Origin of the sequence: Kinneretia sp. DJ1R-11, assembly GCF_025717595.1 — a bacterium.
In the GTDB taxonomy this organism is placed as follows: Bacteria; Pseudomonadota; Gammaproteobacteria; order Burkholderiales; family Burkholderiaceae_C; genus Paucibacter_A.
Window position 1 is genome coordinate 744,042 of sequence record NZ_JAJIRR010000001.1, and the last position, 26,395, is coordinate 770,436.

General features: G+C 67.4%; 19 protein-coding genes. 10 read left to right on the plus strand and 9 right to left on the minus strand.

What is annotated here, in order from left to right:
* Positions 1 to 14 precede the first annotated feature (14 nt).
* The 4 genes from ampC to LNV23_RS03140 all read left to right on the plus strand — a co-directional run bounded on the left by ampC (position 15) and on the right by LNV23_RS03140 (position 5,702).
* Positions 15 to 1,157: a class C beta-lactamase gene (gene ampC / locus LNV23_RS03125; protein ID WP_263561606.1), complete on the plus strand. Its 1,143-nt coding sequence runs from the start codon at positions 15 to 17 to the stop codon at positions 1,155 to 1,157.
* 105 nt (positions 1,158 to 1,262) lie between these two features.
* Entirely contained in the window at positions 1,263 to 2,360 is a 1,098-nt protein-coding gene (locus LNV23_RS03130) for a serine hydrolase domain-containing protein (RefSeq protein WP_263561607.1), read from the plus strand.
* A 198-nt stretch (positions 2,361 to 2,558) separates the two neighbouring features.
* Positions 2,559 to 3,608, plus strand: coding sequence for a ligand-binding sensor domain-containing protein (locus LNV23_RS03135; protein WP_263561608.1), 1,050 nt, complete (start codon positions 2,559 to 2,561; stop codon positions 3,606 to 3,608).
* Positions 3,609 to 5,702 carry a ligand-binding sensor domain-containing diguanylate cyclase gene (locus LNV23_RS03140; RefSeq protein ID WP_263561609.1) on the plus strand — a complete coding sequence of 698 codons (2,094 nt, stop codon included), beginning with the start codon at positions 3,609 to 3,611 and terminating at the stop codon, positions 5,700 to 5,702. It begins immediately after the preceding gene.
* 33 nt (positions 5,703 to 5,735) lie between these two features.
* Here LNV23_RS03140 and LNV23_RS03145 read toward each other — a convergent pair whose 3' ends face one another.
* From LNV23_RS03145 to LNV23_RS03180, 8 genes are all read right to left on the minus strand, one after another.
* Complete coding sequence (locus LNV23_RS03145; protein WP_263561610.1) at positions 5,736 to 6,137, minus strand: hypothetical protein; 402 nt, start codon at positions 6,135 to 6,137, stop codon at positions 5,736 to 5,738.
* Positions 6,138 to 6,213: 76 nt separating this feature from the next.
* Positions 6,214 to 7,605: a TolC family protein gene (locus LNV23_RS03150; protein ID WP_263561611.1), complete on the minus strand. Its 1,392-nt coding sequence runs from the start codon at positions 7,603 to 7,605 to the stop codon at positions 6,214 to 6,216.
* An 11-nt stretch (positions 7,606 to 7,616) separates the two neighbouring features.
* Positions 7,617 to 9,641 (minus strand): ATP-binding cassette domain-containing protein, encoded by a 2,025-nt coding sequence (locus LNV23_RS03155; protein WP_263561612.1) that lies wholly within the window; start codon positions 9,639 to 9,641, stop codon positions 7,617 to 7,619.
* Between the two features lie 12 nt (positions 9,642 to 9,653).
* Positions 9,654 to 10,820, minus strand: a complete 1,167-nt coding sequence (locus tag LNV23_RS03160) for an efflux RND transporter periplasmic adaptor subunit (protein ID WP_263561613.1) — start codon at positions 10,818 to 10,820, stop codon at positions 9,654 to 9,656.
* A gap of 158 nt (positions 10,821 to 10,978) precedes the next feature.
* Complete coding sequence (locus tag LNV23_RS03165; RefSeq protein WP_263561614.1) at positions 10,979 to 11,632, minus strand: hypothetical protein; 654 nt, start codon at positions 11,630 to 11,632, stop codon at positions 10,979 to 10,981.
* 11 nt (positions 11,633 to 11,643) lie between these two features.
* Positions 11,644 to 12,609: a 5'/3'-nucleotidase SurE gene (locus tag LNV23_RS03170; protein WP_263516199.1), complete on the minus strand. Its 966-nt coding sequence runs from the start codon at positions 12,607 to 12,609 to the stop codon at positions 11,644 to 11,646.
* A gap of 179 nt (positions 12,610 to 12,788) precedes the next feature.
* The gene (locus tag LNV23_RS03175) at positions 12,789 to 13,460 is read right to left on the minus strand and encodes a PEP-CTERM sorting domain-containing protein (RefSeq protein WP_263561615.1); all 672 of its coding nucleotides are present in this window, start codon (positions 13,458 to 13,460) and stop codon (positions 12,789 to 12,791) included.
* A gap of 169 nt (positions 13,461 to 13,629) precedes the next feature.
* The gene (locus LNV23_RS03180) at positions 13,630 to 14,088 is read right to left on the minus strand and encodes an Lrp/AsnC family transcriptional regulator (protein WP_263516197.1); all 459 of its coding nucleotides are present in this window, start codon (positions 14,086 to 14,088) and stop codon (positions 13,630 to 13,632) included.
* Between the two features lie 138 nt (positions 14,089 to 14,226).
* Here LNV23_RS03180 and LNV23_RS03185 point away from each other — a divergent pair, with 138 nt between their 5' ends.
* The 6 genes from LNV23_RS03185 (at position 14,227) to LNV23_RS03210 (ending at position 25,502) form a co-directional block, all read left to right on the plus strand.
* Entirely contained in the window at positions 14,227 to 15,180 is a 954-nt protein-coding gene (locus tag LNV23_RS03185; RefSeq protein ID WP_263561616.1) for a DMT family transporter, read from the plus strand.
* Between the two features lie 130 nt (positions 15,181 to 15,310).
* Positions 15,311 to 17,470: a prolyl oligopeptidase family serine peptidase gene (locus LNV23_RS03190; RefSeq protein WP_263561617.1), complete on the plus strand. Its 2,160-nt coding sequence runs from the start codon at positions 15,311 to 15,313 to the stop codon at positions 17,468 to 17,470.
* 48 nt (positions 17,471 to 17,518) lie between these two features.
* On the plus strand, positions 17,519 to 18,910 hold the full coding sequence (locus LNV23_RS03195; protein ID WP_263561618.1) for a M16 family metallopeptidase: 1,392 nt from the start codon (positions 17,519 to 17,521) through the stop codon (positions 18,908 to 18,910).
* Between the two features lie 23 nt (positions 18,911 to 18,933).
* Positions 18,934 to 20,352, plus strand: a complete 1,419-nt coding sequence (locus LNV23_RS03200; protein WP_263561619.1) for a M16 family metallopeptidase — start codon at positions 18,934 to 18,936, stop codon at positions 20,350 to 20,352.
* Between the two features lie 192 nt (positions 20,353 to 20,544).
* A complete protein-coding gene (locus LNV23_RS03205; protein WP_263561620.1) occupies positions 20,545 to 23,367 on the plus strand; it encodes a TonB-dependent receptor plug domain-containing protein in 2,823 nt (940 codons plus the stop codon).
* Positions 23,367 to 25,502 carry a prolyl oligopeptidase family serine peptidase gene (locus LNV23_RS03210; RefSeq protein WP_263561621.1) on the plus strand — a complete coding sequence of 712 codons (2,136 nt, stop codon included), beginning with the start codon at positions 23,367 to 23,369 and terminating at the stop codon, positions 25,500 to 25,502. Before LNV23_RS03205 ends, LNV23_RS03210 begins: the two co-directional genes overlap by 1 nt.
* A 23-nt stretch (positions 25,503 to 25,525) precedes the next feature.
* On the opposite strand, the gene LNV23_RS03215 is transcribed toward LNV23_RS03210, so the two are convergent.
* On the minus strand, positions 25,526 to 26,305 hold the full coding sequence (locus LNV23_RS03215) for an AraC family transcriptional regulator (protein ID WP_263561622.1): 780 nt from the start codon (positions 26,303 to 26,305) through the stop codon (positions 25,526 to 25,528).
* Positions 26,306 to 26,395 lie beyond the last annotated feature (90 nt).

The following is a 26,395-nucleotide window of genomic DNA, read 5'->3' on the forward strand; positions in this document are numbered from 1 at the left end:
TCCACTCCCGCCTCATGCTGCGACTCTGCGGCGCAGCGCTTGCCGCAGGGCTCCTTCCACGCGCCCATGCTGACGATGCTGCGCGTATTCGCCCAGCCGTCGAAGCCGCGATTGCCCCACTGATGAGCCAATATGCCGTGCCCGGCATGGCGCTTGGGGTGTCGCTGAACGGCCGTGCATATCTCTTCAATTTCGGAGTGGCCTCCAAAGCCTCAGGCCAGGCCGTGACCGACGCCACCCTGTTCGAAATCGGCTCCATCAGCAAGGTCCTGACTGCGACGCTGGGCGCCTATGCCGAAGCGAGCGGGAAGCTCTCGCTGGCCGATCACCCTGGAAAGTACATTCCCGAGCTGCGCGGCAAGGCCATCGACCGAGCGACCCTGCTGCATTTCGGCACCTACACGGCGGGTGGTCTGCCCTTGCAGTTTCCTGAAACAGTTCATGGCCAAAAAGCCATGTTGTCCTACTACGCAGGCTGGAAGCCTGCGGCGCCGCCGGCCCGCATTCGCGAGTACTCCAACCCCAGCCTGGGTCTGTTCGGGCTGGCGGCCAGCAATGCCTTGGGCATGAGCTTTGCCAGCGCGATGGAGACGACGCTGTTCCCGGCATTTGGCATGACGAGCACCTACATCCAGGTGCCTGAACGGGCAGCGATCAACTACGCCTGGGGATATCGAGGCGAGCAGGCAGTTCGTGTCAACCCAGGCCCCATGGATGAGCAAACCTATGGGGTGAAGACCACGGCCGCAGATTTGCTGCGCTTTGTCCAGGCCAATTTGGACCCCTCCACCCTCAGTGGGCCGATGAAGCGCGCCGTGCTGGCCACCCAGATCGGACGGTTCCGGGCCGGCCCCATGGTGCAAGGCTTGGGCTGGGAGCAATACGGCTATCCCATCAGCCGTGAGTGGCTCTTGGGCGGCAACGCTGAAGAAGTCATCTTCGACCCTCTGCCAGTGCAAAAAGTCTTGGCGGGCCAGGACCCGGGGCCGCGCTTGTTCAACAAGACCGGATCGACCGGGGGTTTTGGCGCCTATGCGCTGTTTGTCCCCAAGGAACAGTTCGGCCTGGTGATCCTGGCGAACAAGAACTACCCGATCCCAGCGCGTGTCCAGGCCGCCTATGCCATCTTGACGGCACTGGTCGGGGATCGTCCCTGATCGAGAGCTTCGCAGACATGGCGAGCGTAGATCGCCAACCGGCCCATCAACACATCGCTGCGCCCAAGCTCGTGGCCCCGCCTCGGCAAGCCTGCACGTGGCGAGGTGGGCGGAGTGGCGGAGTGGCCAGGCCCGTATGCTGCCGCCATGAGTCTTGATATCCCTCTTCTCCTGGGTCGCTTCGACACCGCCATCGCCACGCTGCGAGAAACGTACGATCCCTTTGGCCCGGGCTTTTGTATCGGCCTTGCCATCGAAGGCCGGACCGTCCGCACCGCGCATCATGGCTTGGCGCATCTGGAATGGCCGCAGCCGCTCGCGGGTGACACCCGCTTCTACCTTGCATCGGAGTCCAAGTTTTGGGTCGGGGCACTGGTGATGCAGGCCGTTGCGGCCGGCCGGATCGCGCTGGACGCCGATATGCGTGCGCTCTTGCCTGCGCTCGCAAGCTACGAGCATCCTGTGCTCCTGGGCCACTTGCTGCGCCACACCAGCGGTGTCGATGACTATCTGTACCTGTGGCAGATGCAACTCGGGCGGGACGAAAGTGATCTCGTCACTCAGGCGCAAGCGCTGGAGTTGATCCGCAAGACCGAAGACGGAGATTTCGAGCCCGGCAGCCGCTTTGATTACAGCAACAGCAACTACGTGCTCTTGGCCGACTGCTTGGAGCGCGATGCCGGCTTGCCGCTGGACGAGATTGCTCGACAGCGCCTCTTCGCGCCTTGGCAACTGCACAACACCGGTTTCGAGAACGACCCGCATCGCGTATTGCCGCGCCGTGCTCGCAGCTACCAAGCCCTTGCGGCCGGTGGCTGGCGCGAATTGCCGGTGAACCTGGGCAGCTGGGGCGATGGTGGCATGTGGTCGACGCTGGACGATTTGCTGCGCGCCGAGGCCTGCTTGCTGGACGATTGGCGTCGCCATGGCAGCCAGTCGCTGCTCGCTCGGTGCAGCGCTGACGACCTGCGCTTCGCCTCAGCCGGTCAGCCCTATCGCTTCGGCACCGAGATCCTTCGCAAAGATCAGCGGCAGATCTTGTTTCACGGCGGCAGCTTCGCCGCCTTCTCTTCGCTGGCGCTGCGTAGCCTCGAAGAGGGATGCGCGCTGGTCGTGCTGGCCAATGCCGAGGGATTCGATGCAACCGCCGAAACATGGGCGAACCACCTGTGGCCGGGGGCCGAACTGGATTTGGCACCGTGAGCGATCTTGGAGCACCGGCAGAGTGACAGGACTTCTGATGCGCGTGAGCGCTTCGGCTGTCCTGCCAGTTGGCACTGAGCACGGCAGCGCGGGCAGTGCCCCAGGTCACGGCGCGCCGAGGCAGCGTGCAGAGGCGCCCAGGCGCCTTGCCGTAGACTGGCCCTCAAGATGCCCGCCCACCCTGCATCCCCACGCCTCATGTCGCACGCCTGGCGGGCGGCCGGCCTGTTCTTGCTTTCTTGGGCTGTTCTGCTGCTGCAGCCGAGCTGGATTGGCTCGGCACAGGCGGCCGCACCGCCGACGCGCTGGGCCGAGCTGGCTGACGCGACCTTTCACAACCGCGCGCAAGACGCCGGCCTGCCCAACTCGCTGACCACAGCCATCGCCGAAGATGGCGACGGCTTTCTCTGGGTCGGCACGCAAAGTGGTCTGGCGCGCTGGGACGGCCATCGCTTTCGCCACTACAAGCCGCAACAAGGCGATGCGCGCAGCCTGCCCGACCACTGGGTCACCAGCCTGCACCGGGACCGCCAAGGGCGGCTCTGGGTCGGCACCAGCGCCGGGGGACTGGCGCGTTATGAGCGCCAGAGCGACGACTTCCAACGCTTTGCGCCCGGGCCTGGCGGCCTGCGAAGCGCGGCCATCCACGCCCTGGCCGAGGACGGCCGGGGCGGCCTGCTGATCGGCGGCGCGACGGGCCTGGACCGGCTGGATCTGGCGAACGACACCATCCAGGCTCAAGCCGCGGTATTTGACCGCCCTGGGAAGGACCAGCCACCGGCCGAGCAAATCCAGGCCCTGTTGCTGGACCGCAGCGGCGGCCTGTGGGTCGGCGGCACGCTCGGCCTGCGCCTGCGTCCAGCCGGCGCCACGGCCTTCCAAAGCGTGGACTTGCCGACCGGCAAGGCAGAAGCTGTGCAGGTCTGGAGCCTGTACCAGGACGAGCAAGCGCAGGTCTGGGTGGGCAGCCGCACCCACGGCGCCTTCCGCGTGCCGGCCAGTGGCCAGGGCGCCGAGCGCATCGGCGGCGAGGCCCGAGGGCTTGCAGCTCTGCAGCAAAGCTGGGTCCATGCCATCGGTGGCGGCGCGCCGGGCGAGGTCTGGCTCGGCTGCTACGGCCAGGGCCTGGTGGCCGTGGAAAGCGCCAGCGGCCGACTCAGCCGCATCCGCCACGACCCCGGCCTCAGCAACAGCTTGGCCGGCGACATCATCTTCGCCATCTACCGCGACGGCCGCGGCAACAGCTAGGTGGGCAGCCAGCGCGGCCTGAGCCGCAGCACGACCCGGCCCGGCGTGCAGACCCTGTTCGGTGGCAGCCATCGCCCGGTCCTGCGCGGCAGCGATGTGTTCGCCCTGCTGGCCACGCGCGACGGCCGCATCTGGCTGGGCCTGCAAGGTGAAGGGGTGGACATCATCGACCCCGTGCGTGCCCGGACGCAGGCTTTGCGCGCTGACCCGGAGCGGCCCGAGCAGGCCCTGCCGAGCGACCACATCTTCGGCCTGGCGCAGGGCGAGGATGGCAGTGTCTACCTGGCCACCGGGCGCGGGCTATACCAAGCCAGCGAAGACGGTCAACAGCTGCGCCGCCTGGAGCTGCCCGGCCGCGCACACAGCCTCAGCAGCTACCGCCTGTTGGCCCAGCCCGGCCGGCTCTGGCTGGGCGGGCGCGATGATGGCCTCTGGCTGCTGCCCCTGCCGGTCAAGCCGGGCCAGGCCGCCGAGCAAATCCCACCGGCGGCGCTGAGCGACGGCCGCATCACCGTGCTGCGCCAGGGCCGCGACGGCGAGGTCTGGGTCGGCACTCGCAACGGCCTCAACCGCATCAGCTCCGACCGCAAGATCACCCGCATCAGCGCCGACCCGTCCGACCCGCAGGCCCTGGGCGCGGGCCTGATCGCCAGCCTGCTGCTGGACCGACAGCAGCGCCTCTGGGTGGCCACCCTGGGCGGCGGCCTGCATCTGCTGACCCATTGGGAAGGCGAGCGCCCGCGCTTTCGCCGCCTCGGCACGGCGCAAGGGCTGCCCAGCGCCAACGTCGACGGCTTGCTGGAGGACGCAGGCGGTCAGATCTGGGCCAGCACCGCCGATGGCATCGCCAAGATCGACCCCGAGCGCCTGAGCGTGCAGACCCTGCGCGCAGCCGAGGGCGTGTTCATCCGTGGCTACTGGATCGACGCCGCTGCCGTGGCGGCCGACGGCAGCCTGCTGTTCGGCGGCGAGGGTGGTCTGACCGTGCTGCAGCCCGGGCGCATCCAAAGTTCGGTCAACAAGCAGGAGCTGGTCCTGACCGAGGGCTGGGTCGGCGACCGAGCGGTGCCGCTGGGCCGCTTCAACGGTGCGTCCTCGGCCAACACCGAGCCCCTGCGCCTGGCGCCCAACACGCGCGGCCTCAGCATCGAGTTCTCGGCCCTGGACTTTGTTGCGCCCGAGCGCCGCCGCTACCGATACCAACTCGACGGCTTTGACAAAGACTGGATCGAGACCGACGCCAGCCGCCGCCTGGCCGCCTACACCCATCTGCCGCCCGGCAGCTACCGCCTGCGCCTGGCCAGCAGCGACGGCCAAGGCGACTGGGCCGAAAGCAGCCTGAGCGTACCGATCGAGATCCAGGCCGCCTGGTACCAGACCCGCGGCTTCCAGCTCCTGCTTGGCCTGCTGCTGCTGGGCGGTGTGCTGGCCCTGGTTCAGATGCGCACGGCCTGGTTGAAGCGGCGCCAGCGCCGGTTAGAGGGCCAGGTGGCCGAACGCACCGCCCAGCTGGAGCAAAGCACGGAAGAGTTGCGCCTAGCCAACGAGCGCCTGTTCCTGCTCGCCACCAGCGACGCCCTGACCGGCTGCAGCAACCGCCGCTATTTCATGGAACAAGCCCAACGCCAGCTGGCCGCCGCCCGACGCAGCGGCCAGGCCCTGTGCCTGCTGATGCTGGACCTCGACAACTTCAAGCGCGTCAACGACCAGCATGGCCACCCGGCCGGCGACGAGGTGCTGCGCCAGACCGCCGAGCTGGCCCGTGCCCAGGTGCGCAGCGCCGACCTGCTGGGCCGCCTCGGCGGCGAGGAGTTCGCGCTGCTGCTCCCCGACACCGACCGCGCCGGCGCCCGCCTGCTGGGCGAGCGCCTGTTGCAGGCGATCCGCGAGCGCGAGTTCGCCTACGAACAGCACCGGCTGCATGTCAGCGCCAGCCTGGGCCTGGCCCAACTGCGCCCGCACGAATCCCTGGATTCGCTGTATGCCCGCGCCGACCTGGCGCTCTATGCGGCCAAGGCGGCGGGGCGCGACCGGATCAGCGATGACGAGGATGACGTGGATGGCGCCGAGACTGACAGTCATTCAGCAACGTGAACGTCGGCCCTAGGCCGCAGCGTCACATGGCGGCTAGCGTTGAGCGCGGCGCTTCTTCTCGCGCAAAGCAAACCACAAGAAGCCCCAGTTCACCAAGCCGAGAATGAAGGTGATGACCGTGATCACCGTCATCGCCACGCCACCGCCGCTCGACCCCATGAGACCCGGGATCAAGCCGACAAAGCCCATCAGCAAACTCGGCGCAATCAAAGCCACCACCGCCGCAAACAGCCAGTCCGCCCGGTTCCATTTCCAGAACAGATAGCAGGCATAGAGCATGCCCAGGATGCCCAGGCGCAAGATGCCGCCGGCGCCAACCAACAGGCCGAACACCGGGGCCATATCGCCATGAATCGAGGCCTGCGCCGAAGCGGGAATTCCTGCGGCCAGCAGGCCTAGAACGCGAATTGAACGGGGCAATGACTGGATCAGCATGTGCAAAAGAGGCGCCAGTTCTGGCGACGGTTTGAAGAAAGAAAAGAGTAACGAGGGCGGGTTTCAGCCCTCCCCTTCAGGCGCTCGCCAAGGCCTTCTGCAAGGCTGCCTGATTCAACCACTGGCGCAGGCGCAGCTGAATGGCCTCCTGCTCCGCGGCCAGGCGGGCATTGCGGGCCTGCAGCCAGTCGGCGCGAGCGATCACGCCGACCTCATAACGCAGCGCCGCCAGTTTTTCCGTCTGCTGGGCCTCGCCCAAACGGGCGGCGTTGGCCAGGGCCTGCTGGCGCAGCTCGCGGCGTTCGGCCGCCAGCTGCTCCACCTCGACCAGGGCCTTGTGCACCGTGTCGCGCAGGCTCAGGGCCGCGCTTTCCACATCGTTGACCGACTGACCGCGCTGCAGGTCCAGGCGGCGCCAGTCGACCAGAGGCACGATCAGGCTGGAGGACAAAGTGGCCAGGGGCCGCTCCAGCCAGTCGCGCCACTGAGCGCCGCCCGTGCCGACACCCAGGCTCAGGCTCAGGCTGGGATAACGCGCTGCCTCGGTGGCACGCCACTGCGCCAGGGCGCTGTCCACCTGAGCGCGGGCGCGCTGCACATCGGGGCGGCGCTCCAGGGCCTCGGCCGGCGCACCGACTTGCCAGTCACCGGGCTGGCCCTGCGGCAAGCTCGGGCTTGCGGGCAAGGCGGGGGCGCTCTCGTCCAAGAGCAAGCCCAGGCTCAGTCCTTGTTGCACGCGCTCGCGCTGCAGCTGCGCCAGACGCGAGCGCAAGCCCTGCAGGCTGCTGGCCGCCTTGTCCACCTCGATGGGCAGCAGCTTGCCTTCGCGCACGCGCAGCCGGGTCAGGGCCAGCACCGCCTCGGCGCCGTGCAGCTGCTCGGCGATCAAGGGCTCTTCCAGCGCCAGCGCGGCCAGGCTCCAGTAGCTCTCGGCCACACGGTTGCGGATCAGCAGCCGGGCCGCGGCCCAATCGGCGCGCTGGCCGGCGACCTGGGCGGCCTGAGCAGACTCGCCATGGGCCAGGCGCTGCCAGAGGTCCACCTCGTAGCTGACGCTGGCATTGAGCGAGTAGCTGCGCGACAGCGGCCCTTGCTCCAGCGCGCGGCTGCCGGAAGCGCCGCCGCTCAAGCTGGGCTTGAGGCCACGCTCCAGCTCGCTCTGGCCAAGCTGCAGCCGGGCCCGCTCCCAGCGCTTGAGCGCCAGCGCGATGTCGCGGTTGGCACGCAGCGCCTGCTCTTGCAGGGCGGCCAGCTGTGCATCGGTTTGCATGGCGCCTTCGCCAGACGCAGCAACGCTCAGCTGCTGCCACTGTGCCGGCAGACTCGGAGTCACGGCCAAATTTGCCGGCACGCCAGCGACCGGGCCACTGGCACAGCCGGCCAGCAGCAGGCTCAGAGCGGCCGCGGCAGCGGCGAGCGCCGAGACACCCCGGATCCGCTCATTTTTGGAGTTTGTTTTCTTGTTCATGACTCTCACCTTCATTCGCGGGCCAGGGCATCGACCGGGCTCAGGGCCGCCGCGCGGCGCGCCGGCAGGGTTCCGAAGACCAGGCCGACAAAGCTGGACACGGCAAACGCCACCCCCAGGGCCGCCCAGCTGACCTCGACCTTCAGCGACTGCTGCGCGGCATTGATGCCCTGCGCACCGAGCCAACTCAGGAACACCCCAACCAGGCCGCCCAGGCAGCACAGCACCACCGCCTCGACCAGGAACTGCAGGCGCACATCGCCTTGGCGCGCACCAACCGCCATGCGGATGCCGATCTCACGCGTCCGCTCGCTGACCGAGACCAGCATGATGTTCATCACCCCCACGCCGCCGACCAGCAAGGAGATCGCCCCCACGCCGGCGAACAGCAAGGCCATGGCGCCGGTGATCTGCTGGAACTTGCGGAACTCCTCGTCGGCATTCCAGGAGTCGAAGTCCTCGATGCCGTGCAAGGCCTTGAGCCGGTAGGTCAGCTGCTTGCGCACCTCTTCGGGTGGCACGGTGAAATCGAGCAGCACATTGAACTGGTCGGAGTCCGCGCGCACATCGAGCTTGCGCCCGAAGGTGGTGTGCGGCATCAGGACCTGGCCCAACCAAGACCCGAAGTTGACCGCGCCCCCGGTGTCGGGTGCGACCACGCCGACGATGGTCAAGGGCAGGGCCACGCCGATCGGCACGGCGGCGGCTCCGGCGCCAGCACCCGCGCCATCGGCCGGCATGCCTTGCGGCGCCACCAGCAGGGTACGACCGAGCGGCGATTCACCCGGCTTGAACAGCGATTTGCGCGCCTTCTCATCGATCACCGCCACCTGCGTGGAACCGGCGTAGTCCATGGCATTGAGGTAGCGGCCCTCGACCAGCTTGAGCTTGCGCGCAGCCAGGGTCTGCTTCTCGGCGCCGAGCACGCTGACCATGGCGTCGCGCGCACCGTAGCGTGCGGTCAGCTGAGTCTCTCGGTCAACGGTCACCGCCTTGACGCCGGGCAGGGCGCGGATGGCCTCGATCTCGCTGGGCCGAAAGGCCTGGGCCTGGGTTCCCGGCGGCAGATTGGGGTTGCCGCGGAACACCGGGATGCGGCCGGACAGGAAACTGCCCACATCTTTCTCGATGCTGCCGCGCGCCGCGCTGGTCAAGGCCAGGATGGACACGACCGCGGCAATGCCGATGCTGATGCCCAGCATGGACAGCGCCGTGCGCAGGCGATTGCCCTGCAGCGACTGCACCGCCGATTGCAAGGCCTCACGCCACTGCATCTGCTGCCGGCCCCACCAACTGCCCCGCGCCAGGCCAGCGGTCTCGCCAGCCAGAGGGCCGGGCAGGCGGTGGTCGGCCGGCGTGCCGCTGTCCTTCAGGACCTTGCCGTCTTTGAGCTCGATGATGCGGCGCGCGTGGCCGGCGACATGGGCGTCGTGGGTGACCAGGATGATGGTGTGGCCGCGCTCGTTGAGCTCGCGCAGCAGGGCCAGCATTTCGGTGCCGCTCTGCGAATCGAGCGCACCGGTTGGCTCGTCGGCAAGGATGATCTGGCCGCCGTTCATCAGCGAGCGAGCGATGGATACGCGCTGCTGCTGGCCGCCCGACAACTCATTGGGCTTGTGGTGCATGCGCTCGCCCAAGCCCAGGCGAGTCAACAAAGCCTCGGCGCGCTCGCGCCGGGCGCTGCCGCTGGCGCCGGCATACACAGCCGGCAGGGCGGCGTTGCCACGCGCATCCATATGCGGCAACAGGTGGTAGCGCTGGAAGATGAAGCCGAAGCGCTCGCGGCGCAGGCCGGCCAGCTCGTCGGGGCCCAGCTGGCTGGCGTCCTGGCCGTCGATCAGGAACTGGCCGACGGTCGGGTTGTCCAGGCAACCCAGCACATTCATCAGCGTGCTCTTGCCCGAACCCGACTGGCCAATCACGGCGACAAACTCGCCGGCCTGGATGTTCAGGCTGACATCATCGAGCGCCGGCACATCGATGGCGCCCAGGCGGTAGTGGCGGCCGACGCCGCGCAGTTCGATCAGGGGATGCATGGCGGTGCCGGCTTACTTCGATGCAGCCGACGCAGCCTGCTCGGCCGCCGAAGGCGGCGCCAGCAAGACCTTCTCGCCGGCCTTCAGGCCATCGAGCACCTGCACGCGGGCGCCGTCCTGCAGGCCGGTGCGCACCTGGCGCGGGTGCTGCTTGTTCTGCGCATCGAGCACCTGCACGGCAAAGCGGCCGTCCTCGCCCCGCTCGCCGAGCGCGACCATGGGCAGAGTCAGGGTCTTCTTGGCCGAACCGGTCTCGACATTGACCTGCACCGTCATCTCGGGCAGCAGCTTGCGTGCCTTGTTGTCCACCTCGAACAGCACGTTGTAGAAGACCGCATTGCCGGCCCGCTCGGGCACCGGCTGGATCACGCGGACCTTGCCTTCATAACGCTGAGCCTCGCCGGCCAGGGTCACGAAGCGGGCGTTCTGACCCATCTTGATCTGGGCGATGTCGGCCTCGGGAACCCGGGCACGCACGGTGATCTCGTCGAGGTTGGCCAGGGTCACCATGACCGGGGTGATCTGCGCGGCGATCACGGTCTGGCCTTCCTGCACCGGCAGGTTGACCACGGTGCCGTCCATGGGCGCGGTGATCGAGGCATAGCCCAGGGACAGCTTGCGCTTGTCCAGCTCGGCCTGCAGGCGTTTCAGATTGGCGCTCTGGCCGCGCAGATCGGCTTCCAGCTTGGCCAGCTCGGTGTCCGCACGCTCGGCCTCGGTGGCCGCGGTGGCATCGCCGGCGAGCAGGCGACGCTGGCGCTCGACCTCGCGGCGGGCCGTCTTCAGGTCGGCCTGGCGCACTTCGATCAAGGCCACTTGCTGGGCTGCGGCCGCCTCGGCCTGGGCCACTTCGCTGCGTGCCAACTCGGGATCCAGACTGACCAGCAGTTCGCCCTTCTTGACCTGCTGGCCCAGCTGCACATGGAGCTGGCGCACCTGGCCGCTGACCTGGGCACCGACATCGACCTTGAGCCGCGGTTGCAGCACACCTGCCGCCTGTACCGTCTGCGTGATGTCGGCCAGATTCACCTCGCCGGTCGGCGGCGGGGGCGGTGGCGGCGTCGGGCTCAGATAGCGATAGGCGCCATACGCAGCGCCGATCACGAGCAGCACGGCCAGGCGCACGCGCCAGGATTTCAACCAGCGCCCACGGGCACCTTGAGTCTTGTTTTTCTGCACAGCGTCTCCCCGCGTCGGCGTATGTCTTGAGCGGGGGCCAATGTAGCAGCGGCCTCCGGAGAGGCCAGCGGCGCTGCGACAGACTGCCGAAAGGCGCGACTGAGGCGCACCAGGAGAGGACCGGTCCAGCCAGCCGGCCTCAGACCGGCTGGTTCAGCTCATTCGCTGAAGGCGCGCAGGTCCAGCATCGTGCGGCCGTCGTCGGCCAGCAAGCGCATGCGTGCCGGCAGCTCATCGACATCGGCCAGCGCAAAACCACTGCTGGAGGCCGGTACCGCGTTGCCGCAGCCGCTGGCCATCAGGCTCAGGGCCAGGCCACCGGCGCCACCTTGGCTGTCCAGACGCCCGCTGAGCTTGCAGCTGCTGGCCGCGCCGGCGCTGATGCTGCCATCGGCCGCCACAGTGAACTGCGCCCAGACACCCGGGCCGAGCTGGGTGACATAGCGACCGACCAGCTGGCCGACCGTCAGCGCGGACAGTGCCGCTTGCTTGTGGCTCGCTTGCAGGCTGATGTTGACATCGGCTGTGGCGGCGGGCACCGCCACCCACTCAGCACTGCTGGACGCGCGGCGGTAGATGCGCTCGGCTTGCTCGGCCGCATTGTTCAAGACCAGCACGCGGCTGCCGTCGCTGCCGGAAAAATAGCGGCCCGGCACCGGCGCGTCGGCCGTGCCCGCGTTGACGACATAGCTGCCCGGCGCCAGATCCGGCACGCTGACGGACGGGCCGGCATCGCCGCCGTTGCAGGCGACCAAGGCCAGCGAGGCCATCAGAGGCAGGAGACGGGCGCGAAACAAAGGTGAGGCTCTCATGGTGACCGCCCTCACTGGCTCAGCAGATCACGCAGGCGCAGACGCAGCCATTGCTGGCCGGCGCTGCGGTGGTCGTAAGCGACTTGCATGGCCGTGACCGCGATGTCTTTCTTGTAGACGATGGACTCGTCCTCGGCCTGCGCCTCGGTGGCCGGGGCGCTGTTCATCTCCAGCGTGATGCCGGGCAGGTGCACCTGGCCCAGGCCATAGCCCGCGGCCACCGGGTCGGCGCCCAGATCTTTGACGAACTTGACCTTGTAGGCGTTGTAGCTGCCGATGCGGGCGAACTTCCACTTGGCACCGTCCAGCACCTGCGGGAAGTTGACGTTCAGCGCCAGGCCGGCCGGCAAGAGCGGGCCGGTGCCGGCCTTGGCCTGCAGGGCGGCGATCAGGTCCACGCTGAGCTTGGCCACGGTGGCCGACTTCGGTGCGGCCAGATTGACGTTGTCGGTGGTGTCGGCGTCGGCGCTCAGGGCGATCGAGGGGATGCCGCGCGAGGCCGAGTTCTGGGCATTGCCGATGGTGCCCGAGCTGTTGACGATGTGGCCGACGTTCTGGCCTTCGTTGGGGCCGGAGAGCACCAGATCCGGGGCCTTGCCCCAGCGGGCTTGCGCCTGCACATCGAGGCCGTAGAGCAGGGCCATGATGGGCGTGCCGTTGACGTAGTGGTAGTCGCCGTTGGTAAAGCCGGCCTTGCTCATGGGGCCGGCGCCCGGCGCGCCCACCGCGGCGGCGCCGTTCAGGCAGGCGGCCGTCAGCGGCGTCAACGGGCTCAGGAACTTGACCGCGCCGCCCATGCCGCTCTGGCCGGTGCAAGGCACCGAGACGATCACATCATGGCCCTTGGCTTTGAGCGCCTCGTACAGCGCTTTGACATTGCTGGTCAGGCCGTCGTCATTGCTCAGGACGATATTGAGGGCCAGTGCTGGCTGGGCCAAGGCAGCCAGGGCCAGCAGGGGAAGCAGACGTACGCGCATGAATGAAGACTCTCCGAGACCGTTGGGGGCGCAAGCGCACTCGGCCTCTCGGGATGCCTCGAAGGCATCGGCGCAGACCGGGCGGGTGCCAGGGCTGGCCAGTGTCGGCAGTCTTGATGGCGGGGGCATGGCGGCGCTGTGACAGCGCCGTGGCAGGCCCGGCACGCAACAGCGGCCGCTCAGGCGCGCCGGCGCTGCAGGCCCAGGCCCAGCAGGGCGAGCAGGGCCAGGGCAGCGCTGCCGGGCTCGGGCACGCCTTGCACCGGACCGCCGGGGCTGCCCTCGAAGACCACCTCGCCGAGCGCCAACCAGCGCTGTTCGGGGCCGTTGTGCAGGCGCAGCTCGACATAGCGGCCGGCCGCCTGACTGCCGTTCAGCAGCTCGAACACACCGTCGCTGTTGTCGGCGCCGGGCAGGCGCTCGGCCGCGCTCAGGGTGCGCAGCTGACTGCTGCCGAAATGCAGGCCATCGCTCGAGAAGCGCAGGCTCATGGCGCCGGGCATGTAGACGGCCGCCTGGGCGTAGTACTTGAAGTAGCTGGTGATGCGGCTCAGGCGGTAGCTCTCGCCCAGGTCGAACAGGATCACGGGCGACTGAGCGTCCCACATCACATAGGGTGCCCAAGCGCCATAGCCGGCCGCCACCGAGGCGCTGGTCACGCCGTCGGTGAGGTCGCCGGTGCCGCCCGACAACCAGCCATCAGGCCCGTGGTTGCCGTTGTAGAGGTTGTCGTAATAGGCCCCATGCAGGGGCGCGCCGTCCATCATGCTGTAAGAGCTGACGACGATGCCGGCCGCAGCCGTTTGGGCCAGGGTGAGGGCACTGAGACCGGTGAACAGGCTGCGCAACATGGGTGAACCTCGGCGTTGACCTTGAATCAAACAAGAAGGCCCCGTGCCTTCCGAAGCCTGGACTGTCGGCCCTTGTCGGCCCCCTGTCATCCTCCAGCCCGGGGGAGTGCGGCTGAGCTGTTTCGAGCGCTTTTCCTGCGTCACGCGGGCGCGCCCGCAAGCCCTCGCTTCAAGCCGATTTCAAGGGCAGCGGCGCGCCGCTCTTGACGCAGCGGATGGCGAAATTGCTGGTGATGTCCTGCACCATGGCCAGGGCCTGCAGGCGCCGCACGATTTGCTCGTAAGCACTCAGCTCGCCGACCACCACCTCGAGCAGGTAGTCATGCGCACCGCTGACCACATGGCAGGCCACCACCTCGGCCATGGCCTCCATGGCGGCCTCGAACTGCTGCACCGCGTCCTCGCGGTGGTGCATCAAGCGCACATTGACGAAGACCGTGGTGGCCAGCTGCACCGCCTTGCGGTCCAGCACCGCGCGATAGCCCGAGATGAATCCCTCGTCCTCCAAGCGCTTGAGTCGGCGCGCACAGGGGCTGGCCGACAAGGCCACCCGCTCGGCCAACTCGGCAATGCTGAGGCGGCCGTCACGCTGCAGCAGCTCGAGCAACTGGAGGTCGATTCTGTCCATGGCTTGTTTCCATCAAAGTTTCAATGATTATTGGCGAAAGCCCCCTCAAGCAGACCAGTTTTCACGCCAGATTGCGGGGTTTCACTCAGGGAAGCGCTTGAAAATTCCTCTCGTTGTAGCCCTTGCCTTGCCCGCCCCATGCACCCCAATTCCCGCCCTTCCCTGGCCGCCGCCGGCCTGCCCTCGCAATCTTTTGGCGGGCGCCGCCCGCAGCAGGCCTGGCACCAAAGCGAGGCCCTGGGCTGGGCCGCGCTGGCATTGACCCTGGCGATCTGGGCCGCTTTCTTCATCTCCTTGCGTGCCGGCGCGCGTGTCGCCCTGCCGCCGGTGGAGTTGGCCCTGCTGCGCTTCGGCCCGGCCGGCCTGCTGTTCGCGCCCCTGCTCTGGAAGCGCCGCACCCGCTTTGCCGCCGTACCGGCGCGCTTGTGGCTGCTGATCGTCGCCGGTGCCGGCCTGCCCTACTTCCTGATCGCAGGCTGGGGCATGCGCCATGCGCCGGTGGCCGACGGCGCCACCCTGATCCCCGGCACCCTGCCCCTGTTCACCGCCTTGCTGGCCGCAGCCCTGCACGGCCGCGCGGCATTGGCGCGCTGGCCGGCCCTGCTGTGCATCGCCAGCGGCGTGGCGACGATGCTGGCGCTCAAGGCCGGCCAGGCCGATCTGGCCCAGGGCTATGCCTTCTTCCTGCTGGGCAGCCTGATGTGGTCGGCCTACACCCTGGCCCTGCGCGAGGCGAAGCTGGCGCCGCTGGAGGCCGCGGCCCTGATCTCCACCGTCTCCCTGGGCCTGCTCCTGCCCCTGCTGGCCTGGCAGGCCGGCACGCAAGGCCTGGCGCTGCCCAGCTTGAGCGGCTCGCAACTCTTGCTGCAACTGGCCATCCAGAGCGTGGGCGTGGGCCTGATCTCGACCCTGAGCTACAGCTATGCCGTCGCCCGCCTGGGCGCCCAGCGCAGCGCCACCGCGGGCGCCCTGACCCCGGTGCTGGCCACGCTGCTGGCCATCCCGCTGTTCGGCGAGCAGCCCGACGGCGCCACCTTGATCGGCATGAGCCTGATCGCCGCCGGCGTGCTCTGGAGCCAGAAAGCGCGCTAGGGCCTGTTCCCACCCCCGGGTTTCCCCGCAGGCCAAATCGGGGAATGCCTTTCGTCATGGTTTTCAATCCTTGCCAGAATGCCGCAGCCTCGCGCCACCCGCGCCGAGCCCTGAGTTCTGGAAAGAGACGATGACCGCCATGACGAACAAGATCCGGCCAGCCCACAAGGCATTGGTGATGGCCTGCCTGGCCCTGCTGAGCAGCAGCGCCAGCTTCGCGCAAACGAGCACACCGAGCTACCCCGCGACCGCCAAGGTCGAGCAGACCGACAACTACCACGGCACGGCCGTGGCCGACCCCTACCGCTGGCTGGAGGACGACAACAGCCCGCAGACCAAGGACTGGGTCAAAGCCCAGAACCTGGTCACCGACGCCTTCCTCGCGGCCATGCCGCAGCGCCTGCCGGTGCGCAAGCTCTACACCGAGCTCTACAACTTCGAGAAGTTCGGCGTGCCCTTCAAGGAAGGCGGCCGCTACTTCTGGACCCGCAACAACGGCCTGCAGCAGCAATCGGTGCTCTACACCGCCAAGTCGCTGAAGGAACAGCCCAGCATCGCCCTGGACCCGAACACCCTGAGCCAGGATGGCACCGTGGCGATCAGCGGTTATGCACCTTCGCCCAATGGCAAGCTGCTGGCCTACGGCAGCTCCAAAGCCGGCTCCGACTGGCAGACCTGGAAGGTGCGCGATCTCGCCACCGGCCACGACCTGCCCGATGCCATCGAATGGGTGAAGTTCTCCAGCGCCACCTGGACGCCGGACGGCAAGGGCTTCTTCTACTCGCGCTACGACGCCCCAGCCGAGGGCGCGGCCCTGACCGGCGCGAACTATTTCCAGAAACACTTCTACCACCGCCTGGGCACGCCGCAGTCGGCCGATGTGCTGGTAGCCGCCAACCCTCAGGAAAAGGAATGGGGCTTCGGCAGCAGCGTTTCCGATGACGGCAAACTGCTGATCATCAATGTTTGGAAGGGCGGCTCCAAGAACGGCCTGATGGTGCTGCCCTTGGTCAAAGGTGGTTTTGCCGGCGGCGAGCCCAAGGCCATCAGCCTGGCTTTCGATGCGCAATACCAGGCCGTGGGCTTGAACGGCAACAGCCTGATCGTCAAGACCGACAAGGACGCGCCGCGCGGCCGCCTGATCGCCGTCGACCTCAAGGCTTCGGGCAAGGAAGCCTGGAAGACCCTGGTGGCCGAGGGCCCCGACGCCATGACCGGCGCCTCTGCCGTGAGCGGCCGCCTGCTGCTGAGCTATCTGCGCGACGCCTCCACCCTGGTGCGCCGCCACGGCCTGGACGGCAAGCTGCAGGGCGAGGTGCAGCTGCCCGGCGTGGGCACCGCCAGCGGCTTCGGCGGCCGCGTGCAGGACCGCGAGACCTTCTTCAACTACACCAGCCTGACGACGCCCAGCGCCGTCTACCGCTATGACGTGGCCGCCAACAAGGTCAGCCTGTTCAAGCGCCCGCAGACTGCCTTCGATGCCGATCAGTTCGAGACCCACCGCGAATTCGTCACCAGCAAGGACGGCACCCGCTTCCCCATTTTCCTGGCCCACAAAAAGGGCCTGAAGCTGGACGGCACGAACCCGACCCTGCTCTACGGCTACGGCGGCTTCAACGCCTCGATGACGCCCAGCTATGGCATCACATCGGCGGCCTGGATGAAGATGGGCGGCGTCTACGTGTTGGCCTCCATCCGTGGCGGTGGCGAGTACGGCTCGGCCTGGCACGAAGCCGGCACCAAGCTGAAGAAGCAGAACGTGTTCGACGACTTCATCGCCGCCGGCGAATGGCTGGTGGCGCAGAAGTACACGCAGCCGGCCAAGCTGGCCATCAACGGCGGCTCCAACGGCGGCCTGCTGGTCGGCGCGGTGCTCAACCAGCGGCCCGAGCTGTTCGGCGCGGCCGTGCCCCAGGTCGGCGTGATGGACATGCTGCGCTTCCACAAATTCACCATCGGCTGGGCCTGGGTGCCGGACTACGGTTCGTCCGAGAACGCCGAGGAGTTCAAGGCCCTGGCTGCCTACTCGCCCCTGCACACCATCAAGTCGGGCGTGAAGTACCCGGCCATCATGGTCACCACCGGCGACCACGACGACCGCGTCGTGCCGGCGCACAGCTTCAAGTACACCGCCGCCCTGCAGGCCGCCGACACCGGCCCGGCGCCCAAGCTGATCCGCATCGAGACGCAGGCCGGCCATGGCGCCGGCAAGCCGACCTCCAAGATCATCGAGGAGCGTGCCGACATGCTGGCCTTCTTCGCCCACACCTTCCAGATGAGCGCGCCCTGAGCGACCCCTGCGAACTTTGACCTAACCCCTGATTTCAACGAGGTGCATATGCGCAAGCATTCCCTGATCGCCCTGTTCGCAGGGCTGGCCCTGTCGGTGGCGGCGCAAGCCGCTGACCGCTGGCAGGTGCCTGTCGCCAGCAAGAAGCTGGCCAATGGCCTGACCGTGCTGGTCAGCGAAGACCACAGCTCCCCCACGGTCGGCGTCAGCGTCGTCTATCACGTGGGCATGCGGCTGGAGCCCAAGAACCGCACCGGCTTCGCTCACCTGTTCGAACACCTGATGTTCCAGGGCACGCCCAACGCGCCCAAGGGCGTGTTCGACAAGGTGATCACCGGCGGCGGCGGCAACAACAACGGCTCCACCCGCCCCGACTTCACCAACTACATCGAAACCGCCCCGGTCTCGGCCCTGGAGTCCATCCTCTGGCTGGAAGCCGACCGGATGAAGACACTGGACTTCAATGCCGCGACGCTGAAGAACCAGCAGGATGTGGTCAAGGAAGAGATTCGCGTCAATGTGCAGAACCAGCCTTACGGCGGTTTCATGTGGATCGATATCGGCGGCCTGGCCTTCGACAAGTGGGAAAACAAGCACGACGGCTACGGCAGTTTCAAGGACCTGGAAAACGCCAGCCTCGACGATGTGCGCGCCTTCCACCGCGATTACTACGGTCCGAACAACGCCGTGCTGTCCATCGCCGGCGACATCACCCCGGCCAAGGCCTTCGCCCTGGCGGAAAAGTATTTCGCCGCCATCCCCAAGCGCCCGACGCCCGCCCCAAGCGATTTCAGCGAAGGCCTGAACACCGCCGAGCGCCGCCTGGTGCAGAGCGACAAGCTGGCCCAGGTGCCGGCCGTGGCCGTGGCCTGGAAGCTGCCCCAGCGTGGCAGCAAGGACCAGCCGGCCTTCGCCGTGCTGGGCGAGCTGCTGGCCGGCGGCGACGCATCGCGCTTCTACCAAAGCCTGGTCAAGGGCCGCGAGCTGGCGCTCAACCTCGACTCGCTCTACGGCCTGACCAGCGTCTGGGAATACGACGGCCCGAGCATCTACACCGTGTTCGCGCTCTACAAGCCCAACAGCAGCGCCGATGCCCTGCTGGCGGCCATGGATGAAGAGATCGCCAAGGTCGTCAAGGACGGCGTCGACGAGGCCACGCTCAAGCGCCTCAAGACCCGCCTGCTGGCCGACTGGTACACCGGCCTGGAAAGCTTCCTGAGCCGCGCCGACAAGCTGGCCAAGCTGCAGACCCTGTGGGGCGATGCCAAGGTGGTGAACCAGGTGCCGGGCTGGATCGAAGGCGTGAGCTCCGCCGATGTGCAGCGCGTCGCCAAGACCTACCTGACCGTGGCCAACCGCTCGGTGATCGACCGCAAGCCAGCCGCCATGCTGGCCGCCCCGGCCGCTGCCGCTGCTGGCGCCAGCGCTGCCCAACCTTGATCGCGAGACCGGAGTCCAAGCCCATGAAAGCCCTCAAGCTCAACACCGTCCTGCTCGCCGCCCTGCTGGCCCTGCCCGTGGCCGCCAGCGCCGCCGAAGCCGTCAAGATGCCGGCCGACCTGCCCAAGTACGGCCAGGACAAGCCCATCCCCGTGCCCCACATCAGCAAGAAGACCCTGGCCAATGGCCTGGAGGTCTGGGTGCTGCCGCGCCAAGGCTTGCCGCGCGTCGACTATGTGCTGGCCCTGCGCGGCGCCGGCTACAGCGCCGATGCCGCCACCAGCCCCGGCCAGGCCAAGCTGCTGGCCGGCCTGCTCAGCGAAGGCACGGCCAAACGCGATTCGCGCGCGATTGCCGAAGCGGCCCAAGGCATGGGCGGCGAGATCGGCGCCGCCGCCTCAAACGACGGCATCACGCTGAACGCCAACGCCCTGACCTCGCATGCCGACGGCATGCTCAAGCTGCTGGCCGAGGTGGCCCGCCAGCCCGCCTTCCCCGAGGGCGAGGTGGCCCTGGCCAAGGCCAATGCCTTGCAGGCCCTGAAGGTGGCCAGCGCCCAGCCCGGCTTCCGCGCCGAGAAGGCGTTGAGCCAGGCCATCTACGGCGAGCACCCCTACGGCCGCAGCCAGCAGACCGCCGAATCCATCGAAGCCACCACGGCTGCCGCCCTGCGCGCCGCCCATGACCAGCGCTTCCGCCCCGACCGCGCCCTGCTGGTGATCACCGGCCGCATCGCGCCGGCCCAGGCCCTGAAGCAGGCCGAGGCTGCGTTCGGTGACTGGAAGGCCCGGGGACCGGCCCCGGCCGAGGTGGCCGCACCGGCCGCCACAGCCACGCCGCAGCGCCTGCTGCTGGAGCGCCCCGGCAGCGTGCAGAGCACGGTGCGCCTGGGTCGTCCTGGCATCGCCGCCAGCAGCGCCGAGCAGGTGCCGCTGCGCCTGACCAGCACCATCCTGGGCAGCGGTTTTTCCAGCCGCGTGAACCAGAACCTGCGTGAAGAAAAGGGCTACACCTACGGCGCCAGCGCCGGCGGCCGCTCCTTCCGCGTCGGCGGAGCCATCACCGGCGGCGCCGATGTGCGCAACGAGGTGACCGGCGCCTCCCTGCAGGAGTTCATCAAGGAGTACCGCCGCATCGGCACCGATCTGGTGCCCGCGGACGAGATGGAAATGAGCAAGCGCTATGTGGCCGGTACCTACCTGCTGACCACCCAGCTGCAAGCCGCCGTGGCCCAGACCCTGGCCAACAACTGGCTGGTCGGCCTGCCGGCCGAGTACCTGGGCCAGTATGTGCCGCTGATCCAGAAGGTCACGGCCGAGCAGGTGCGCGAGATCGGCAAGAAGTACTTCTCGTCCGAGACGCAAAGCCTGATCGTGGTCGGTGACCCAAGCGCGGTGACCGAGCAGCTGAAGGAATTCGGCGAGTTCAAAGTGAGCCGCTGATCGCCACAGCGCCCCATTGGCGTTGGACATGTGGGCAGGGCCGCAAGGCCTTGCCCTTTTTTTTCTTCTTCTGCCCCGTGGGCCGGCGCACTTTGTGCCGATTTCGGTCGGCCCGCTGCCGTTTGGCATCAAGACGATGGAGGGCGGTTTTTCTATTCTGAGCGGATCCCCAAAGAGCCCACGAGGAGACGCATGAACACGAAAAAACCCAGCCCCAAGCTCAGCACCATCGCGCTGGCCACCGCAACGGCCTGCATGGCATTGAGCAGCAGCCCTGCTGTCTACGCCCAAAGCAAGAACGCTGCAAGCGAAACGCAAACCCTGAACCGCGTGACGGTCACCGGGTCCAACATCAAGCGCACGGATCTGGAAACTTCGCAGCCCCTGCTGGTCTTGAACAAGGACGAGATCAAGGCCTCCGGCGCGCTGACGGTGGGCGATGTGCTGGCCAATCTGAGCAGCAATGACCGCAGCGCCATCAGCGACCTGGGCGGCGCCAACTCCTGGGCCAGCGGTGCCTCGGGCGTGTCCTTGCGCAATCTGGGCACTGGCGGCACCTTGACGCTCTTGAACGGACGCCGCTTGGCCAGCTATGGCTTTGCCGATGGCTTGCAGCTGAACTTCACCAATATCGACGCCATTCCCGCCAACATCATCGAACGCGTCGAAGTGCTGAAGGACGGTGCCTCGGCCATCTACGGCTCGGACGCCATCGGTGGCGTCATCAACGTCATCACCGTCAAGGACTTCACCGGCGTCGGCCTGCAGCTGAGCGCGCAGCGCAATTTGAAGAAGAGCTTTCTGGACGCCGACCAGCAAGCCTCGGTCACGGTGGGCCATGGCAATCTGGCAAGCGATGGCTACAACGCCTATGCGCACTTGGAGGTCTACAAGCGCGGCAGCTACAAGGACAGCGCGGTGCGCGACTTGCTGCCCGACTGGTATCTGGAGCAGAACCCCTCGCGCGGTCAGCGTTCGGCCGGATCCTTCCCCGGCAACTACACCGGCAGCTACCCGGCAGACTACAAAGACCCGGCCCTGGCCGGCACGCGCATCAACACGCCGGCTCCAGGCTGCGCGCCCGAGAACCTGATCGGCGGCGTCTGCCAGTACGACTACTGGAAGGACAGCGATGCCCGCCCGGCCACCAAACGGGTGACCTTGCTGGCCGGCGCCCGCATGACCATCAACAAAGACCTGAGCGCCTTTGCTGAGTTTCAAGGCGCTGACATCCAGGCGGATTACTACACCAACATCCCGCGCAGCAACCCCGGCAGCGTCTCGACCTGGTACGACAGCCTGAAGGGCGAGCTGCAAAGCTTCACCGACCCCCGGCTGCCGGCCAATCACCCGAACAACCCCTATGGCTTCCCCATCGGTTTGAACTACCGTTTTGTGGACCACCCGGACATGTTCAAGAACATCGGCGCCTCGCGCGACTTCCGCCTGCTGGCCGGTATTGAGGGCTCGGCCTGGGGCTGGGACTTTGATGGCGCGGTGGGCCTGATGCGTTCGCACGCGTCCCAGCGTCAGCACCTCTACAAAGACCGCTTCGGCTATGAAGAAGCCATCACCAGCGGTGCCTACAAATTCGGCCAGACCAACCCGCGCGAACTGCTGGAAAAGATGTTCCCCGAGATGGGCTCCTCAGGCACCTACACCCAGCAGTTCGCCGATGCCAAGGGCTCGCGCGAGATCGGCCGTCTCACCGGCGGCCCCATCATGCTGGCGCTCGGAAGCGAACTGCGCCACGAGACCTTCGAGCACCGCAGCATGGACAACATCTTGCAGGCGCGCATCGTCGGCTTCTCGGGTGTGGACATCTCCGGCAAGCGCGATGTGGCTGCGCTGTTTGGCGAAGTGAACCTGCCCTTCACCAAGCAGATCGAAGCCACGCTCGCCCTGCGCGGCGACAAGGTCTTCGATGGCTTCGGCGCGGTCACGCCCAAGATGCAGCTGGCCTGGCGGCCGATGCGCGAGCTGATGCTGCGCGGCACGGTCACCCAAGGCTTCCGAGCCCCCAGCCTGCCGGAGACCGGCAATGGCGGCGCCTCCTGGTTCAACAATGGCTATGTGGACCCGAAGCGCTGCGACACCGCCAAGTCCATGCAGGCCGTGCTCAAGACCGGCAATGCCAGCGACAAGCTCGACGCCACCGAGGTCTACAACTCGGGTTGCTCGGTCAGCTTCCCGTCCGCCATCACACCGAACTCGAACTTGAAGCCCGAGTCGTCCAACAACTTCTCCTTCGGTATCGTGACCCAGCCGATGGACAACGTCAGTTTCACGCTGGACTACTACAGCATCAAGCGCCGCGACGAGATCGGCACGCGTGACGTCAACGAGGTGCTGGCCAATGAAGACGCCAACCCCAGCTTGCTGCCGCGTGATGCCGTCTCGGCTCGCGACAAAGACCTGGCCAAGCGGGTCAAGGAGCTGTCGGGCAAGGACATAGCCTTTGCTGTCGGCTCGGTGCGTTCGCTGGGCCTGCAGTACCAGAACATGAACAAGACCAAGGTCTCGGGCCTGGACCTGGACCTGCGCAGCCGCTGGAAGCTGGGCGCTTGGGGCCAGCTGGACGCCGGCATCGAAGCCAACTACCAGATCGAAGCGCGTTACTGGGACACCACCGCGCAGGACTACACCGAGAACCGCGTCGGCTACCGCGGCACGCCGCGCCTGCATGCAATCTACAAGATCAACTGGAGCATGGCCGATTGGAAGCTGGGCGCGCGCCTCAACCAATACTCCGGCACCCGCTTGAGTGCTGCGGACTGGGACAGCAACAACAGCATCGAAGGCTGCGCCGAGCGCGATGTGGCCGAGGCCGACTGCCGCATCAAGCCCTGGCTGAGCACCGATCTGTGGCTGCAGTACAGCGGCTTCAAGAACTTCATCCTGTCCGCCAATCTGCTGAACGCTTTTGACCAGAAGCCTCTGGTGGAGCTGCGCCCGGGTTCCTCGCTGCCGCTGGGCGGCCGGGTCCTGAAGCTGAATTTGGAGGCGCGCTTCTGATGCGCGGCGCCAAGCCGGTGCTGCGTGCGCTTGCTGCGGCTTTGTTGCTGCTGCAGTCAGGCCTGGGCTTGGCGCAGCCGGACGCCGAGGACCCCTACCTTTGGTTGGAAGAGGTGCAGGGCGAGCGCGCGCTGCGCTGGGTGCAGGGCCAGAACGAGGCAAGCCTGGCGGCGTTGCAGAGCGGCCCTCAGTCTGCTGCATGGGTCCAGAGCTTTGCCGAGGTCTTGGCCTCGCCCAAGCGCCTGACCCATGCGCAGCAGATGGGCGGCTATCTCTACAACTTCTGGCGCGATGCGGAGCACCCGCGCGGCCTGTGGCGGCGCACGAGCTTGGCCTCCTACCGCAGCGACACACCGCACTGGGAGACGGTGCTGGATGTGGACCAGTTGAGTCGGGAGGAGGGTGCACCCTGGGTCTGGGGTGGGGCAACTTGCCTCGTACCCCAGACCCAGCGCTGCTTGCTGACCCTGAGCCGTGGCGGCGGTGACGCCCATGTGCTGCGTGAGTTCGACCTCGGCACGCGCCGCTTTGTGGCGGCGGCGGCGGGCGGCTTCAGCCTGCCCGAGGCCAAGGGCAATGCCGCCTGGGTGGATCGCGACACGCTCAGCGTGGCCACCGACTTCGGCCCCAGCAGCATGACGGAGTCGGGCTACCCGCGCCAGGTCAAACTCTGGAAGCGCGGCCAGCCCCTGGTGCAGGCGCGGCTGGTGTTCGAGGCGGCGCCGCAGGACGTCAGCGTTTGGACCTGGGCCGAGCAGATTGGCAGAGAACGTGTGCATGTGATCGAGCGTCGCACCAGCTTCTTTGCCGGCGAGCAGCATGTTCTGCAGAATGATGGCCGCCTGCTGACTCTGAGCAAGCCGGCCGATGCCAGCATGAACGCCTTCGCCGATCAGTGGCTCATCGAGTTGCGCTCGGATTGGACGCTAGGCGGCAAGACCCATGCGGCCGGTTCGCTCTTGGCGATCTCGCGCACCGACTGGGCGGCCGGCAAGCGCCAGTTCCACACCTTGTTCAGGCCCACGCCACGCAGCTCGCTGCAAAGCCATGTGGCGACGCGCAGCGCGGTGCTGGGCGTGCGCATGGATGAAGCGCGCCAGCAGTTGGTGCAGTGGCGCTATCAAAAAGGCCTGTGGCAAGAGACGCTGTTGCCGGCCGGTGACTTGGGCAGCTTGAGCGTCAGCGCCCTGGCCGGCCAGGACTCCGATCGTTACCAGCTGACCCGCAGCGACTTCCTGACCCCGGCGCGGCTGGAGCTGGGCGAAGTGGGCCGGGCCGAGCGCCAGCTTTTGCAGGCCATGCCCGAGTTCTTTGATGCCAGCAGGCATGAGGTGCAGCAGCTGCAGGCGCGCTCCAAGGACGGCACGGCTGTGCCTTACTTCATCGTCAAGCCGCGCGGCGACTTGCCAAAAGACGGCGCGCCCACGCTGCTCTACGGCTACGGCGGCTTCGAGATCTCGATGAAGCCCAGCTACAGCGGCATCTTGGGGCGCGGCTGGCTGTCGCAGGGCGGGGTGTATGTGCTGGCCAATCTGCGCGGCGGCGGCGAGTTCGGCCCGCGCTGGCATCAGTCCGCCCAGCGCGAGCATCGCCAGCGCAGCTTTGATGACTTCATCGCAGTGGCCGAAGACCTGATCCAGCGTGGCATCACCCGTCCGGCGCGTCTGGGCATCATGGGTGGCAGCCTGGGCGGCTTGCTGACCTCGGTGGCCATGGTGCAGCGGCCCGAGCTGTTTGGCGCGGTGGTCAGCCAGGTGCCGCTGACCGATATGCGGCGCTATCACCGCATGCTGGCCGGGGCATCTTGGATCGAGGAATACGGCAACCCCGACATTCCCGAGCAATGGGACTACATCTCGCGCTACTCACCGTACCAGAACGCCCGCGCGGGCCAGCCCTACCCCAAGGTGCTCTACACCAGCTCCACCCTGGACGACCGGGTGCACCCGGGCCACGCCCGCAAGATGGTGGCGCGGCTGCAGGAGTTGGGCCAGCCGGCGCTGTACTGGGAGAACCGCGAAGGCGGCCATGCGGGGGCTTCCACGCCAGCGCAGCAGGCGCAACTCTGGGCGCTCAGCTATGGCTTTTTGCGTGAGCAGCTGATGGGCCCCAAGCCCGCCATGACATCACCGTAAATGCAAGGTTATGGCGTCTGGCATCAGGCCGCGGCGCGCCAGGGCTCGCCGCTGGGTTGATGCCCTTGCTGGAGCCGCCGATATTGCGAGGGCGTCAGGCTGGTGGTGGCCTTGAACTGGCGGGTGAAAGCGCTTTGGTCGCTGTAGCCGCACTGCATGGCAATGGCCGCCACGCTCAAGTCGGGTGACTCGACCAAGAAGCGGCGCGCCGCGTCCAGGCGTGCTTGCAGCAGCATCTCGCGTGGGCTGAGGTGGAAGATGCGTTGGAACAGGTGCTCGACCCGGTCCAGCGTCAATCCGACCGCGCGTGCCCAGTCGCCCAGATGCAGGGGCTGGTCGTAGTGGCTGCGTATCTGCTGGGCCAGCTCGGCGATCTGGCCATAGACCGGGTGGCTCTGGTCGGGTCGCCCCAAGTCGCGCGAAATGCCGGCCACGCCGAGCACCGCGCCGGGCCGCTCGCCTTGGGGCTCGTCGCGCAGCGGCAGCTTGTGGGTCAGGCACCAGCCGGCGCCGCCGTCGGCATAGAGGTGCAGTTCCAGATGGCGCTGCATGGCCGCGCCACTGCTGATGACGCTGCGGTCTTGCACCCAGAAGGCCTCGCCCATGGCGCCGGGAAAAATCTCTTTGGAGGTGCGCCCCAGCAAGGCTTGCTTGGAGCGCTGCGCGCTGCGCCGTACCAGGGTCTGGTTGACGCGCAAGTAGCGGCCGTCGCGGTCTTTGACGAAGAACACCACGTCGGGCAGCGGGTCGAACAAAGCCTCGACCACGCTCAGCTCGCACAGGCGCAGGGCATCGGTTTGCATGGCGACTTCACCTTTGGGGCTGGGGACAGGACGGCACCTCATCAGCGGCAGTGACTGATGAGCTGGGGTCCGTTGCAGAGGCTGGGGTCG

Coding starts and splice junctions, on each gene's coding strand:
- ampC (WP_263561606.1), top strand. CDS start 15: ATGCTGCGACTCTGCGGCGCAGCGCTTGCCGCAGGGCTCCTTCCACGC.
- LNV23_RS03135 (WP_263561608.1), top strand. CDS start 2,559: ATGTCGCACGCCTGGCGGGCGGCCGGCCTGTTCTTGCTTTCTTGGGCT.
- LNV23_RS03145 (WP_263561610.1), bottom strand. CDS start 6,137: ATGCTGATCCAGTCATTGCCCCGTTCAATTCGCGTTCTAGGCCTGCTG.
- LNV23_RS03150 (WP_263561611.1), bottom strand. CDS start 7,605: ATGAACAAGAAAACAAACTCCAAAAATGAGCGGATCCGGGGTGTCTCG.
- LNV23_RS03155 (WP_263561612.1), bottom strand. CDS start 9,641: ATGCATCCCCTGATCGAACTGCGCGGCGTCGGCCGCCACTACCGCCTG.
- LNV23_RS03165 (WP_263561614.1), bottom strand. CDS start 11,632: ATGAGAGCCTCACCTTTGTTTCGCGCCCGTCTCCTGCCTCTGATGGCC.
- LNV23_RS03170 (WP_263516199.1), bottom strand. CDS start 12,609: ATGCGCGTACGTCTGCTTCCCCTGCTGGCCCTGGCTGCCTTGGCCCAG.
- LNV23_RS03175 (WP_263561615.1), bottom strand. CDS start 13,460: ATGTTGCGCAGCCTGTTCACCGGTCTCAGTGCCCTCACCCTGGCCCAA.
- LNV23_RS03180 (WP_263516197.1), bottom strand. CDS start 14,088: ATGGACAGAATCGACCTCCAGTTGCTCGAGCTGCTGCAGCGTGACGGC.
- LNV23_RS03185 (WP_263561616.1), top strand. CDS start 14,227: ATGCACCCCAATTCCCGCCCTTCCCTGGCCGCCGCCGGCCTGCCCTCG.
- LNV23_RS03190 (WP_263561617.1), top strand. CDS start 15,311: ATGACCGCCATGACGAACAAGATCCGGCCAGCCCACAAGGCATTGGTG.
- LNV23_RS03195 (WP_263561618.1), top strand. CDS start 17,519: ATGCGCAAGCATTCCCTGATCGCCCTGTTCGCAGGGCTGGCCCTGTCG.
- LNV23_RS03200 (WP_263561619.1), top strand. CDS start 18,934: ATGAAAGCCCTCAAGCTCAACACCGTCCTGCTCGCCGCCCTGCTGGCC.
- LNV23_RS03205 (WP_263561620.1), top strand. CDS start 20,545: ATGAACACGAAAAAACCCAGCCCCAAGCTCAGCACCATCGCGCTGGCC.
- LNV23_RS03210 (WP_263561621.1), top strand. CDS start 23,367: ATGCGCGGCGCCAAGCCGGTGCTGCGTGCGCTTGCTGCGGCTTTGTTG.
- LNV23_RS03215 (WP_263561622.1), bottom strand. CDS start 26,305: ATGCAAACCGATGCCCTGCGCCTGTGCGAGCTGAGCGTGGTCGAGGCT.